The sequence below is a fragment of the Pseudoduganella namucuonensis genome, from assembly GCF_900116645.1.
GTDB lineage: Bacteria > Pseudomonadota > Gammaproteobacteria > Burkholderiales > Burkholderiaceae_D > Rugamonas > Rugamonas namucuonensis.
Genome location: NZ_FPBO01000006.1, coordinates 31803 through 45478 on the forward strand (window position 1 = coordinate 31803; position 13676 = coordinate 45478).

Below are 13676 nucleotides of genomic sequence, written 5' to 3' on the forward strand. Positions count from 1 at the left end.
TGGTCCCTATTTGGTGCCGAAGATGCGGTCGCCGGCGTCGCCCAGGCCGGGAACGATATAGGCGTGGTCGTTCAGGTGCGAATCCAGCGAGGCGCAATAGATCTTCACGCCCGGATGCGCGTTCTGGAACACCGTGATGCCCTCCGGCGCGGCCACCAGGGCCAGGAAAATGATCTGCTCGTCGGTGACGCCGCGCTTCTTCAGCACGTCCACCGCGTGCACCGCCGAATTGCCGGTCGCCACCATCGGATCGCACAGGATGAAGGTCCGTTCCACCAGGTCCGGCAGGCGCACCAGGTATTCCACCGGCTGGTGGGTCTCGGGGTCGCGGAACACGCCGATGTGGCCGACACGCGCCGACGGCACCAGGTCCATCAGGCCGTCGCTCATGCCGATGCCCGCGCGCAGGATGGGCACGATGGCCAGCTTGCGGCCGGCGATGACGGGCGCCTCGATGGTCATCAGCGGCGTTTCGATCTGGCGCGTGGTCAGCGGCAGGTCGCGCGTGATCTCGTAGCCCATCAGCAGCGTGATTTCCTTGAGCAGGTCGCGGAAGGTGCGCGTGGAGGTGGCCTTGTCGCGCATGTGGCTGAGCTTGTGCTGGATCAGCGGGTGGTCGGTGATGAAGAGATTGGGGAAGCGCGGGTCTTGTTTCATGTTTGGTCACTCACTCTGATCGGTTATACCCGGCATTATCCCAGTCCAGGGCGGGCTGTGGAATGGCCCGGCCCAAATTATTGTGGCAGCGCCCGCTCCAGGATCGCGCCGCAGTCCACGCCCGCCGGCAAGCGGCCGTAGGCGCCGCCCGGTTCGCGCGCCAGCCGCGTCGCGACGAAGGCGCCGCTGACGAATGCCGGCGCGTGGCGCAGCAGCAGGCCGGCCTGCACCGCCAGCACGATGCGCTCGGCCAGCAGGCGCGCGCCGTACTCGTCCCGGGTCCCCTGCCGCAGGTCGGCCAGCAGCGCGGCCGTGTAGCGGGCGTGGGCCGCGTCGCCGCCGGCCAGCGCCAGTTCGGCGCCCAGCGCCTCGGCCGCCGCCGGGCTCTTCGCGAACGCGCGCAACAGGTCCAGGCACATCACGTTGCCCGAGCCCTCCCAGATCGAATTGACGGGGAATTCCCGGTACAGCCTGGCCAGCGGGCTCTCCTCCACATAGCCGCTGCCGCCTATCACCTCCATCGCCTCGGCGCCGAAGCCGGGGCCGCGCTTGCACACCCAGTACTTGCCCGCCGGTGTGAGGATGCGCGCCAGCATGGCCTGGGCCGGATCGGCGATCTCGTCGAAGCAACGCGCCAGCCGCAACGACAGCGCGGTGGCCGCCTCCGATTCCAGCGCCAGATCGGCCAGCACGTTGCGCATCAGCGGGTGCTCGGACAGCTTACGGCCGAACGCCTCGCGCTGGCGCGCGTGATGCAGCGCGTGCGTCAGCGCCGCGCGCATCGCGCCGGCGCTGCCCAGCACGCAGTCCAGCCGCGTGTGGCCGCCCATTTCCAGAATGGTCGGAATGCCCCGCCCCCGCTCGCCCAGCAGCCAGCCGTAGGCGCCGGTGAACTCGACCTCGGAGGACGCGTTGGAGCGGTTGCCCAGCTTGTCCTTCAGGCGCTGCACGCGGATCTGGTTGCGCGCCCCGTCCGGCAGGATGCGCGGCACCAGGAAGCAGCTCGGGCCCGTCCCGCCGTCGTCGCCGGTCTGCGCCAGCACCAGGTGGGCGTCGCTTTGCGGCGCCGAGAAGAACCATTTGTGGCCGACCAGGCGGTACACGTCCTCGCCCTCCTCCCCGAACAGCGCGCGGGCCTCGGACGGCGGCACGGGCGCGGCCCGCGTGGTGTTGGCGCGCACGTCGGAGCCGCCCTGCTTTTCCGTCATGCCCATGCCCACCAGCGCGCCGCGCTTTTGCGCCACCGGCAGCGGGCGCGGATCGTATTCGCGCGACAGGATTTTGGGCAGCCAGCGCGCGGCCAGGCGCGGGGCGTGGCGCAGCGCCGCCACGGCGGCGTAGGTCATCGTCACCGGGCACTGGGAACCGTTCTCCACCTGGCCGAACAGCAGGTATTTGGCGGCGCGCGCCACCTGCGCGCCCGGCGCGCCGTCCCACGCGGACGAATGCGCGCCGTTCTCTATCAGCAGCCGCATCAGTTCGTGCCAGGCGGGATGGAATTCGATCTCGTCCACGCGGCGCCCGCCGCGGTCGAAATTGCGCAGGCGCGGCCCGTGCTCGTTGGCCAGGCGCGCCAGCTCCAGCACCCCTGCCCCGCCCAGTTGCGCCCCCAGCGCGGAGAGTTCGGCCGCCGCCGCCCCGCCGCCCTCGCGTTCCAGCGCCGCCATCAGCGCGGGGTCGCACAGGAAAAGGTTGACGTTTTCGAAAGGCGCGGGCTGGTTTGTGACTTCGTGCGTGTCGAACGCTGGCATGGACGTTTGCATGGCGATGCTCCTGGTTGCGCTGGGTGCAGCCCAGCCCCGGGTTAAGAAAATTGCAAGCAGATGCTTTACTAATAAAAAACGTGGCGACTACGCCGAAAATAGCTGCACAATTCAGTGGCAAGCTTAACCATCTGCTACTCTATGGAGAGCGATTTTCACGCCAGTGCGCGCATTTTTCTCTAAAGACACAGTTTTGTTGTCTTTTTTCATGTTTTTAGAGCGCCATCAGTGATACATTTCGTTCTGGTTTTGCAACAATCATTGAAATAAGACCGTTACGATGCTATCCAGTTCCTCCCCCGCGCCCGCGCGCGACAGCTTAAACGATATGGACGGCCTGCTCGAAGAGGCTGGCGACATCGTGTTCCGGCTGTCCTTGGCGGGCCAGGTGCTGTACGCCAGCCGCCGCGCCGTCGCGCTGGTCGGCATCGGCGCGCTGGACGGCATGACGCTGGCGTCGCTGGCCGCCGAGGTCGACCAGCCCGTGCTGAAAACCGCCCTGCTCGAACTCGGCGAGGCCGGCCAGCCCGGCGCGGCGAAACGGATCGAGGCGCGCATCCGCTCGCAGGAAACGGAAACCTGGTTCGAGCTGCGCCTGTCCGTCTACACCGCGCCCGACCAGTCGCGCCAGATGCTGGTGGTCGGCCGCGACCTGACCTCCCAGCACACGACCGAAGAGCGCCTGCGCCACATGGCCACGCACGACGCGCTGACCGAGCTGCCCAACCGCCTGCTGCTCACCGACCGCATCCGCATGACCATCGCCCAGGCGCGCCGCTCCGGCCAGGGCTTCTCGGTCGCCACCGTCGGCCTGGACGCGTTCAAGAAAGTCAACGACGGCCTCGGCCATCCGATCGGCGACGCCGTGCTGCGCGTGGCCGCCGCGCGCCTGCGCAAGACGCTGCGCGACAGCGACACGCTGGCCCGCGTGGGCGGCGACGAGTTCGTGGCCGTGCTGCCCGGCACCTTCACCGAGGCGCAGATCAAGCTGGTCACCGGCAGGCTGCTGGCGACGCTGCAGGCGCCGTTCGAAATCGACTCGCACACCATCTACATCGGCGCCTCGGTCGGCGTGTCGGTCTATCCGCAGCACGCCGAGGACGAGGTGCGCCTGGTGGCGCTGGCCGACGCCGCCATGTCGCGCGCCAAGGAAACCGGCAAGGCGCGCTGCGTGGTCTACAGCGCGCGCCACAGCGGCCCGCCGGAGCACGACATCTCGCTGGAGGCGGCCATGTTCCAGGCCGTGCGCGAGGGCGAGTTCCTGCTGTACTACCAGCCCATCGTCGACGCGCGCACGCGCGAGATCGAGGGCTTCGAGACGCTGATGCGCTGGCGCCACCCCACGCTGGGCATGGTGCCGCCGGTGCGCTTCATCCCCATCGCGGAGACCAATGGCCTGATCAACCTGCTGGGCGCCTGGGCGCTGAAGGCCGCCTGCGTGCAGCTGAAGCAGTTCGAGGAGGTCGCCAAACGCTCTTTGTACATTTCTGTTAACATCAGCCCCAGGCAGTTCCGCAATGATAAATTCCTTGACGTGCTGGATGACGCCATGGCGTTCTCCGGCTTACCTGGTGAGAAATTGGTTCTAGAAATTACAGAAGGCACGCTGATGATCGATCCAGCGCACGCCGAAACGATATTGACCAAGATGGCCGATCGCAAGGCGCGCATCGCGATCGACGACTTCGGCACCGGTTATTCCTCCCTGGCCTACCTGAAGCGCTTCCCCATCTCCGTGCTGAAAATCGACCGCGCCTTCATCCGCGACCTGCCCGGCTCGCAGAAGGACGGCGCGATCTGCAACGCCGTGCTGGACCTGGCCAAGCACCTGGGCCTGAACGTGGTGGCCGAGGGCGTGGAAACGGAGGACCAGCTGGCCTACATGCAGGACCGCGGCTGCCAGTACATCCAGGGCTACCTGACCGGCAAACCGATGGCGGCCCACGTGGCCATGGCGGCGCTGCGCGAGCGCACCTACGCCAACCTGATGCCGCCGGAACTGCGCCAGGTGCAGGCATGAACGCGGGCATGAATCCCAACACCGGCGCGCCGGTGGACGGCAACAAGACGCTGGCCCAGTTGTGGGACCGCACCCGCATGCAGGGCGACATGCCCGGCTTCGCCAAGGCCATCACCGCCATCCTCAGCGCCATGCGCGGCGAGGACGACGTCGAATTCAACATGACGCAGACCGTGCTGTCGGACCCGGTCCTGACGCAGAAGGTGCTGCGCCTGGCCAACAGCGGCATGTATTCGGCCTTCGGCCAGCACGTCAGCACCGTCAGCAAGGCGGTGCTGGTGCTGGGCACGGACGCCATCGGCCACCTGGCGCTGGGCCTGAAGCTGATCGAGGAGATGTCGGTGGCCTCGCCCAACTCGTCGATCGCCCACGTGGAAATGGAAAAGGCCGTGCTGGCAGGGATGGTGGCGCAGCAGGTGGCCACGTCCGCGTCCAGCATCCACGCCGAGGAGGCCGTGGTGTGCTCGATGCTGCACACGCTGGGCCGCATGATGATCACCTTCTACATGCCCGAACGCTGGGCCGTGATGCAGCAGATCGCCGGCGAGGGCAACGAGGACGACGCCGCCATGCGGGTGCTGGGCTTGACGATGGAGGAAGTGGGCCGCGCCGCCGCCATCCACTGGGGCCTGCCGAAGAATCTGCTGAACGGCATGCGCAGCGTGGGTCCGGCCGAGCCGGGCGCCGAGGTCAGCCCGGCGGACTGGGTCGCCGGCCTGTCCACCATGGCGGCGCGCTGCGCCGACTCGCTGTGGCACGACGACGAGGACGGCGCGGCCGAGGTCAAACGCATCACCGAAAGCTATTCGGGCATGCTGGGCGTGGACGCCGAACAGATGGGCGAGGCGATCGAGCGCGCCAAGGCGGTCGCCGCCACGGACCTGTCGATCGCGCCGCTGTCCAAGCCCGCCGAGCGCCGCGCCAAGGCGCTGGCCAAGACGCGCCAGCGCGCCGAGGGCAACAAGGTCCTGCTCAGCGGCCTGGCCGACATGCGCGACATGGTCGACACGGCCAGTCCCGGCCAGATGGTGGCCATGGCGCTGGAAACCGTGTACAACGGCCTGGATTTCTCGCGCGCGGTGGCTTTCGTGCGCAACCGCCGCGAGGGCCGCTATTCGGCCAAGCTGTGCTTCGGCGATGGCGTCAAGGCCATGCTGCCGGAAATGGTGTTCGACGACGCCTACGAGCCGAACGTGTTCCACGCGGCCCTCAACAGCGACCGCGTGATCTTCATCGAGAACGCCAAGGACCCGAAATTCGCCGCCAAGCTGCCGCAATGGTGGAAAGCCAACCTGTCCGAGGCGCGCAGTTTCGTGATCCTGCCGCTGCTGGCCAATTCCCAGCCCACCGGCTTCCTGTACGGCGACTGGGACGAATCGTTCCCGCCCATCCAGCTCAGCCAGAACGAGTTCACGCTGCTCAACGAGATCCGCTCGCTGGTGGTGAAGGCGGTGGAGCGCCGCCACCAGCTGGAGGCGGTCGGCAACCGCGTCGGCTAGGCGGGCGCGCTCATTCCGCGGCGCGCTGCCAGCGGAACGACAGGGCCGCCGCCCCGGCGGCCAGCAGCGCCAGCGCGGACGCCACGTAGTACACCGAGCCGGGACCCATCCCCTCCCAGCACTGCGCCAGGAACAAGCCGCCCAGCGAACCGCCCACGCCGTAGGACAGGCTGATATACAGCGCCTGTCCGCGCGCCTGCAGCGGCCCCGCGAACCAGCGCTGCATCGCCAACACGCAGGCCGAATGGTGCAGCGCGAAAGTGGCCGCGTGCAGCAGCTGCGCCAACACCAGCACCACGATGAAGTGCGCGCCCGCCCCTATCATGGCGAAGCGCAGCACGCCCGCGGCGAACGCCAGTCGCAGCAGGCGCCACGCGCCCCAGCGCTTGAGCAGCGGCGCCTGGAAATAGAACAGCAGCACCTCGGCCAGCACGCCCAGCGACCACATGGCGCCGATCACGGTCTTGTTGTAGCCCTCGCGCTCCAGGTACAGCGAATAGAAGGTGTACAGCGACGTGTGGGCCGCGATCATCAGCGCCGAGGACAGGAAGAAGGCCAGCACCTCGCGCCGGCGCAGCACCGCCAGCAGCGCCGGCGGCGGCCCCGCGTGCCCCGCCCGCGGCGCGTCGTGCATGCGCAGCGCGGCGCCCAGCGTGCAGACCAGCAGCGCGCCCGCCGCCCAGGGCAAGGCGCGCGTGCCGAACCGGTCCAGCCCGACGGCCGTCAGCATGACGGCGACGATGAAGCCCACCGAACCCCAAAGCCGTATGCGGCCGTAGTGCGTCAGGTCGCCCCGCATCTCGGACAGCATCAGCGCCTCGCAGATCGGGCCCTGCGCGCTGGTGAAGAGGTTGAGCAGCACCATGGCGGCGAAGAAGTGCGCGAAGGTGGAGCCGATGAAGAAGCCGGAGAACGCCACCAGCGCCGCCAGGCCGGTCAGCCGCAGCACGATCACGCGCCGCTCGCTGTGGTCGGCCACCCAGCCCCACAGGTTGGGGCCGAAGATGCGCAACACCTGGATCAGCGACATCAGCACGCCGATCTGCGCCACCGTCATGCCGCGGTCGGCGAAAAACAGGCTGGCGTAGGTGGAGAACGTGCCCGCGTGGGCGTAGTAGAAGAAGAGGAAGGAGGAAAAACTGAAGAACTGGGTGGGCATGGATGCTCGAATGGCGCCGGCGCGGCGCGGGCCCGCGGCCGGCGCCACGCCCCGCGGATGTCCTAGGCCTGCTTGGCGATGTCCGGCGTGGAGACGCGCACGTCGCCGCACTGGGCGCGGTGCATCAGCGCGTGGTCGATCAGCACCAGCGCCAGCATCGCCTCGGCGATCGGCGTGGCGCGGATGCCCACGCAGGGGTCGTGGCGGCCGAAGGTCTCCACGCTGACCGGATTGCCGTCCTTGTCGATCGAACGGCGCGGCGTGCGGATCGACGAGGTCGGCTTGATGGCGATCGACACCGTGATGTCCTGGCCGGTCGAAATCCCGCCCAGCACGCCGCCGGCGTTGTTGCCGACGAAGCCTTCCGGGGTCAGCTCGTCGCCGTGCTCGGAGCCCTTCTGCGCCACCGCCTTGAAGCCGGCGCCGATCTCCACGCCCTTGACGGCGTTGATGCCCATCATCGCGTAGGCGATGTCGGCGTCCAGCTTGTCGTAGATGGGCTGGCCCAGGCCGACCGGGATGTTGCGCGCCACCACGTCGATGCGGGCGCCGATGGAGTCGCCCGCGCGGCGCAGCTCGTCCATCGCGTCCTCCATGCGCGCGATCAGCGCGGCGTCGCCGCTGGCGGCGAAGAAGGGGTTGTTGGGCACGTGCTCCCAGCCCTCGAACGGCACCGCGATGTCGCCCAGCTGGCTCATGCAGCCCATGAACACCGTGCCGTACTGCTGGCGCAGCCATTTCTTGGCGATCGCCGCCGCGCCCACGACCGGCGCCGTCAGGCGCGCCGACGAGCGGCCGCCGCCGCGCGGGTCGCGCACGCCGTACTTGTGCCAGTAGGTGTAGTCCGCGTGGCCGGGACGGAAGCTCTCGGCGATGTTGCCGTAGTCCTTGCTGCGCTGGTCCTCGTTGCGGATCAGCAGTGCGATCGGGGTGCCGGTGGTGACGCCCTGGTACACGCCGGACAGGATCTCGACGCGGTCCGGTTCCTGGCGCTGCGTGACGTGGCGCGAGGTGCCCGGCTTGCGGCGGTCCAGTTCGGGCTGGATGTCGGCCTCGCTCAGCGGCAGCCCGGGCGGGCAGCCATCGATCACGCAACCGATCGCCACACCGTGCGATTCGCCAAAAGTGCTAACAGTAAACAGCTTGCCAAAGGAATTGCCGGACATAGTCGAGAAATATATAAGAGACGGGGAAAATAGCTGGGAAAAATCTGGTGAACAGCCCATTTTACCAGTCCTGCGCACAGCCGTTGCAAACGCGCCCGAATAGTACTTATTAGTACGATATATTTCCTCCGAACGCCTGTCCCGCGATTTGTTGGGCGGTAGCCGCGGATTCCCGCGCTATCCTTGCAAACTGGTACTTATTGGCAACCATAAGACATTGAAATCGTCGTTGTCTTTGACAATCCGCTATATACTTGATTCAAGAACACCGAGATATTCTGGAGAAGCGACACATGCCCCCATCGATCACGCCCCTGGAGCAAGCCAAGGACGATCAGGACGATCTGGTATTCTTAGAAGAACATCCGGCCGCGCCCGCTTCGCACACTCCGCGCGAGGTCTGGCGCGTGATGATCATCGACGACGATGAGGACGTCCACTCGACCACCACCTTCGCGCTGGGCAACCTGGACATGCAGCACCGCCCGCTGGAGTTCGTGCACGCCTACTCCGCCAGCCAGGCCCGCGAAATGCTCAAGCACGAGCGCGAAATCGCCGTCATCCTGCTCGACGTGGTGATGGAGCAGGACGACGCCGGCCTGCACCTGGTGCGCTACATCCGCGAGACGCTGAAACTGGCCGACGTGCGCATCATCCTGCGCACCGGCCAGCCTGGCTACGCGCCGGAAATCGACGCCATCCGCGACTACGACATCAACGATTACAAGACCAAGTCCGAGCTGACCCGCATCAAGCTGTTCACCACCGTGACGGCCGCGATCCGCTCCTACGAGCAAATCCGCAAGATCACCGACAGCCGCCGCGGCCTGGACCAGATCGTCCACGCCAGCACCGAGCTGATGTCGCTGCACGGCGTGCAGAACTTCGCCGCCGGCGTGCTGGCGCAGATCGCCGGCCTGCTGGGACAGAAGGCCAACGGCGTGCTGTGCGTGCAGGACTGCCCGGAGTCCGGCTGCCACGAGCTGGTGGCGATGGCGGCGGCCGGCCGCCACGGCCACCTGAGCAACCTGCGGGTCAGCGCCCTCAACGAGCCGCGCGTGACCCAGGCCATGGAGCGCACGCTGGCCGAGCGCCGCAACCACTACGGCGGCGACGCCATCACGCTGTACTTCGCCGGCAAGGCCAGCCGCGCCTTCGTCGCCTTCCTCGACACCGACCGCGCGCTGACGGAGATCGAGGAGCGCCTGTTGGAGGTCTTCTGCAGCAACGTGGCCGTGGGGCTGGACAATGTGGAACTGGTCTCGCACCTGCACAACGCCGCCTTCTACGACCAGCTGTCCAAGCTGCCGAACCGCACCCGCCTGATCGAGATCCTGGACGCCACCCTGGCCGGCCCGGCCAAGGACGACGCCACGCTGTCGCTGGTGGACCTGGACCACTTCGCCGAGACCAACGACGCGCTGGGCCACCAGTTCGGCGACGAGCTGCTGGTGGCGGTGGCCGAACGGCTGCAGTCGCGGCTGGGCCAGCAGTTGACGGTGGCGCGCATCGGCGGCGACATCTTCAGCGTCCTGGGCGACGCCGCCCAGGTCAACCCGGCCATGATACTGGCGCTGTTCCAGGTGCCGTTCAGCATCGACGGCCAGGACGTGCAGCTGTCTGCCACGCTGGGCCTGGTGCGCCTGGCCGAGCACGACGGCTGCGGCGCGGACGCGCTGAAGGACGCCGACATCGCGCTCAAGCGCGCCAAGTCGCAGCAGCGCGCCGGCCACTTCTACTTCTCGCGCAGCATGGGCGTGGAGATCCGCGAGCGGGTGCGCATGATGCACGCGCTGCGCACCGCCTTCGGCCAGAACCAGCTGTTCGTCGTCTACCAGCCGCAGATCGACCTGGCCACGCGCCGCCCGGTGGGCGCCGAGGCGCTGCTGCGCTGGCAGACCGCCGACGGCAAGTTCATCTCGCCGGACCGCTTCATCCCCATCGCCGAGTACTCCGGCCTGATCATCGACATGGGCGAGTGGGTGATGCGCACCGCCTGCCGCGAACTGGTGGCGCTGCGCGCCGCCGGCCACGACAACTTCATGATGTCGATCAACGTGTCGCAGGTGCAGTTCCGCCACCCCTACTTCCTCGAGATGCTGCGCCGCGCGCTGGCCGACACCGGCGCGCCGCCCGAGTTCGTGGAGCTGGAGATCACCGAATCGATGGCGATGGAGGAGCCGGACCTGCTGATCAAGATGCTGGGCCAGATCAAGCAGACCGGCGTCAGCATCGCGATCGACGACTTCGGCACCGGCTTCTCGTCGCTGTCCTACCTGCAGCGCCTGCAGATCGACCGCCTGAAAATCGACCGCGCCTTCGTCACCGAGATCACCGGCTCCGCGCGCGGCAGCAGCATCGCCGAGATGGTGATCCAGCTGGGCCGCAACCTGGGCCTGGCGGTGATCGCCGAGGGTGTCGAGGACGAGCGCCAGGCGCAGATCCTGCACACGCTGGGCTGCCCGCTGGCGCAGGGCTTCCTGTTCGCCCGCCCGATGACGGCCGACGCCCTGAACGGTTGGCTCAGCAACGACGCGCTGGAAGGCGTGGCATAGCCCGCGACCCGGCGGCGGCGCGAAAAAAAACGCTATCGGTCCGATAGCGTTTTTCGTCGGGGGCCTTGCCGGGCCTAGTCCGCCGGCTGCTCCTCCTCGGCCGGCCAGTCGCGGATATAGGCCTTGAGCATGCGGTTCTCGAAGCTTTGCGCCTCCAGCACGGCGCGCGCCACGTCGTAGAACGAGATCACGCCCAGCAGGGTTTTCGCGTTCATCACCGGCAAGTAGCGCGCGTGCTTTTCCAGCATGATGCGGCGCACCTCGTTGACCTCGGTGTCCGGCGTGACGGTGATGGGATGATCCTCCATGTGCTTGCGCACGGTGCCGCCGCCGACGGTGCCGTCGTTCTCGTGCAGCGCCTTCAGCACTTCGCGGAAGGTCAGCATGCCGACCAGGTCGCCGAATTCCATCACCACCAGCGAACCGATGTCCTTCTCGGCCATGGTCTTGGCGGCTTCCGCCAGCGGCTGGTCTGGCTTGATGGTGTAGAGGATGTTGCCTTTGACTTGCAGAATTTCGGAGACTTTCATTTTGGGCCGTCCTGTCCGTTGAATGGTGTTTTGTAGTTATTGTAAGCCTTAGTAGCGAATGTAGCGTATGCCTGGAAAAAAATCCAGCGTTGCGCAAAATCAAATTCCTCCTATGAGACGGCCCTGTTGCGCGCTGCCGAAACGGGTTACGATCTGCCACCTCACAACCCGACGAGACAACCATGAGCGGTCCCCACTACCCCGGCTTTGATACGCTTGCCTTGCACGCGGGCGCCGCGCCCGACCCGGCCACCGGCGCACGCGCGACCCCGATCCACTTCACCTCCTCCTTCGCCTTCCGCGATTCCGACCACGCCGCCGCCCTGTTCAACATGGAACGGGCCGGCCACGTCTACTCGCGCATCTCGAATCCGACCAACGCCGTGCTGGAGGAACGCATCGCCGCGCTGGAGGGCGGCGTGGCCGGCATCGCCACGGCCAGCGGCCAGGCGGCCATGCACCTGGGGCTGGCCACCATCGCCGGCGCCGGCTCGCACATCGTCGCCTCGCGCGCGCTGTACGGCGGCTCGCACAACCTGCTGGGCTACACGCTCAAGCGCTTCGGCGTCGAGACCACCTTCGTCGACCCGCGCGACCTCGACGCGTGGCGCGCTGCGATCCGGCCCAACACCAAGGCGCTGTTCGCCGAAACGCTGGGCAATCCCGGCCTGGACGTGCTGAACGTGCCCGTCGTCGGCGCGCTGGCGCACGAGCACGACCTGCCGCTGATGCTGGACTCCACCTTCACCACGCCCTACCTGCTGCGTCCATTCGACCACGGCGCGGACCTGGTGTTCCACTCGGCCACGAAATTCCTGTGCGGCCACGGCACCGCCATCGGCGGGCTGCTGGTCGACGGCGGCACCTTCGACTGGCAGGCCGCCCACGACCGCACCGGCCGCTTCGCCGAACTGTGCGAGCCGTACGACGGCTTCCACGGCATGGTGTTCGCCGAGGAGTCCACCGTGGCCCCGTTCGCGCTGCGCGCGCGGCGCGAGGGCCTGCGCGACTTCGGCGCCGTCATGAGCCCGCACAACGCCTTCGCCGTGCTGCAGGGCATAGAGACGCTGGGCCTGCGCATGGAGCGCCACGTCGCCAACACGCGCAAGGTGGTCGAGTTCCTGGTGTCGAATCCGGCGGTGGCGTCCGTGTCCTATCCCGAACTGGCGTCCCATCCGGACTACGAATTGGCGAAAACGCTGCTGCCCAAGGGGTGCGGCGCCGTGTTCTCGTTCACCATCAAGGGCGACCGCGCGGCCGGCCGGCGCTTCGTCGACAGCCTCAAGGTGTTCTCGCACCTGGCCAACGTGGGCGACGCCAAGTCGCTGGTGATCCATCCCGCCTCCACCACGCACTTCCGCGTGCCGGCCGAGCAATTGGCGGCGTCCGGCATCGCCGAGGGCACGATGCGGCTGTCGGTGGGTCTGGAGGACGTGGACGATTTGATCGAGGATCTGGCGCGCGGCCTGAAGCTGTCGCAGAAAGGGGCATGAGATGCTGTTAGACGTGCAAGGCGCTCCCGCCTATTGCTACACCGGCGGCAAGCCCTTCGACGCCGCCCTGCCCACCGTGGTCTTCATCCACGGCGCGCAAAACGACCACTCGGTGTGGGCCCTGCAAAGCCGCTACCTCGCGCACCACGGCCACGGCGTGCTGGCGGTCGACCTGCCCGGCCATGGCCGCAGCCGGGGGCCGGCCAGGCGCAGCGTGGAGGACCTGGCGGAGTGGCTGATGGCCGTGCTGGACGCGGCCGGCGTGCGGCAGGCCGCGCTGGTCGGCCACAGCATGGGATCGCTGATCGCGCTGGAGGCGTCGCACCGGGCGTCCGACCGCGTCGCCAGGCTGGCCATGCTGGGCGCGGCGTTTCCGATGAAGGTGTCCGACGCGCTGCTCAGCGCCGCGCTCGACGACGAGGAGGCCGCGATCGACATGGTCAACATCTTCTCGCACTCGACGATGGCGCAAAAGCCGTCCTGTCCGGGACCGGGTTTCTCCGTGATGGGCGGCGCGCGGCGGCTGATGCAGCGCATGTCGCGGCTCAATCCCGAGCGGCTGTTCCACACCGACTTCAGCGCCTGCGACGCCTACGCCAACGGCGAGGCGGCGGCGCAGGCGGTGCGCTGCCCCGCCCTGTTCATCATCGGCAGCAGGGACATGATGACCCCGTCCAAGGCCACCCGGCTGCTGACGGGCGCCATCGCGCACGGCAAGGTGGTGCGGGTCGACGCCGGCCATTCCATGATGCAGGAACAGCCCGACGCCGTGCTGGACGCGCTGACCGCCTTCCTGCGCTAGCCGCCACGGCCGACGCCGCTTGGGGTCTGACC

Annotated in this window: 10 protein-coding genes; 5 read left to right on the plus strand and 5 right to left on the minus strand. The window is 67.7% G+C overall.

From position 1 onward, the window contains the following. Positions 1 to 6: 6 nt before the first annotated feature. Together upp and BM436_RS08315 are read right to left on the minus strand one after the other, a co-directional pair. Positions 7 to 657 carry a uracil phosphoribosyltransferase gene (gene upp / locus BM436_RS08310; protein WP_093555049.1) on the minus strand — a complete coding sequence of 217 codons (651 nt, stop codon included), beginning with the start codon at positions 655 to 657 and terminating at the stop codon, positions 7 to 9. 77 nt (positions 658 to 734) lie between these two features. Beyond that, a complete protein-coding gene (locus BM436_RS08315; protein ID WP_093555225.1) occupies positions 735 to 2408 on the minus strand; it encodes an isovaleryl-CoA dehydrogenase in 1674 nt (557 codons plus the stop codon). 292 nt (positions 2409 to 2700) lie between these two features. Between BM436_RS08315 and BM436_RS08320 the strand changes: the two genes are divergently transcribed. Next, positions 2701 to 4440, plus strand: a complete 1740-nt coding sequence (locus BM436_RS08320; RefSeq protein ID WP_093555050.1) for a putative bifunctional diguanylate cyclase/phosphodiesterase — start codon at positions 2701 to 2703, stop codon at positions 4438 to 4440. 8 nt (positions 4441 to 4448) lie between these two features. Next, entirely contained in the window at positions 4449 to 5939 is a 1491-nt protein-coding gene (locus BM436_RS08325; protein ID WP_229489641.1) for an HDOD domain-containing protein, read from the plus strand. 10 nt (positions 5940 to 5949) lie between these two features. Here BM436_RS08325 and BM436_RS08330 read toward each other — a convergent pair whose 3' ends face one another. Continuing rightward, entirely contained in the window at positions 5950 to 7098 is a 1149-nt protein-coding gene (locus BM436_RS08330; protein ID WP_093555051.1) for an MFS transporter, read from the minus strand. A 62-nt stretch (positions 7099 to 7160) separates the two neighbouring features. Further along, the gene (gene aroC, locus BM436_RS08335; RefSeq protein WP_093555052.1) at positions 7161 to 8264 is read right to left on the minus strand and encodes a chorismate synthase; all 1104 of its coding nucleotides are present in this window, start codon (positions 8262 to 8264) and stop codon (positions 7161 to 7163) included. A 293-nt stretch (positions 8265 to 8557) separates the two neighbouring features. On the opposite strand from aroC, the gene BM436_RS08340 reads away from it, so the two are divergent. Next, positions 8558 to 10819: a GGDEF/EAL domain-containing response regulator gene (locus tag BM436_RS08340; RefSeq protein ID WP_093555053.1), complete on the plus strand. Its 2262-nt coding sequence runs from the start codon at positions 8558 to 8560 to the stop codon at positions 10817 to 10819. A gap of 74 nt (positions 10820 to 10893) precedes the next feature. Here BM436_RS08340 and BM436_RS08345 read toward each other — a convergent pair whose 3' ends face one another. Further along, positions 10894 to 11349, minus strand: a complete 456-nt coding sequence (locus tag BM436_RS08345) for a CBS domain-containing protein (RefSeq protein ID WP_093555054.1) — start codon at positions 11347 to 11349, stop codon at positions 10894 to 10896. 182 nt (positions 11350 to 11531) lie between these two features. On the opposite strand from BM436_RS08345, the gene BM436_RS08350 reads away from it, so the two are divergent. Together BM436_RS08350 and BM436_RS08355 are read left to right on the plus strand one after the other, a co-directional pair. Beyond that, entirely contained in the window at positions 11532 to 12842 is a 1311-nt protein-coding gene (locus tag BM436_RS08350) for an O-acetylhomoserine aminocarboxypropyltransferase (protein ID WP_093555055.1), read from the plus strand. A 1-nt stretch (position 12843) separates the two neighbouring features. Further along, a complete protein-coding gene (locus BM436_RS08355; RefSeq protein WP_093555056.1) occupies positions 12844 to 13644 on the plus strand; it encodes an alpha/beta fold hydrolase in 801 nt (266 codons plus the stop codon). Positions 13645 to 13676: the final 32 nt, after the last annotated feature.

Excerpts from the sequence above, each read along its gene's own strand:
- BM436_RS08350 (WP_093555055.1), top strand. The coding sequence starts at position 11,532 with ATGAGCGGTCCCCACTACCCCGGCTTTGATACGCTTGCCTTGCACGCG.
- BM436_RS08355 (WP_093555056.1), top strand. The coding sequence starts at position 12,844 with ATGCTGTTAGACGTGCAAGGCGCTCCCGCCTATTGCTACACCGGCGGC.
- BM436_RS08315 (WP_093555225.1), bottom strand. The coding sequence starts at position 2,408 with ATGCCAGCGTTCGACACGCACGAAGTCACAAACCAGCCCGCGCCTTTC.
- upp (WP_093555049.1), bottom strand. The coding sequence starts at position 657 with ATGAAACAAGACCCGCGCTTCCCCAATCTCTTCATCACCGACCACCCG.
- BM436_RS08345 (WP_093555054.1), bottom strand. The coding sequence starts at position 11,349 with ATGAAAGTCTCCGAAATTCTGCAAGTCAAAGGCAACATCCTCTACACC.
- BM436_RS08320 (WP_093555050.1), top strand. The coding sequence starts at position 2,701 with ATGCTATCCAGTTCCTCCCCCGCGCCCGCGCGCGACAGCTTAAACGAT.
- BM436_RS08325 (WP_229489641.1), top strand. The coding sequence starts at position 4,449 with ATGAATCCCAACACCGGCGCGCCGGTGGACGGCAACAAGACGCTGGCC.
- BM436_RS08340 (WP_093555053.1), top strand. The coding sequence starts at position 8,558 with ATGCCCCCATCGATCACGCCCCTGGAGCAAGCCAAGGACGATCAGGAC.
- aroC (WP_093555052.1), bottom strand. The coding sequence starts at position 8,264 with ATGTCCGGCAATTCCTTTGGCAAGCTGTTTACTGTTAGCACTTTTGGC.
- BM436_RS08330 (WP_093555051.1), bottom strand. The coding sequence starts at position 7,098 with ATGCCCACCCAGTTCTTCAGTTTTTCCTCCTTCCTCTTCTTCTACTAC.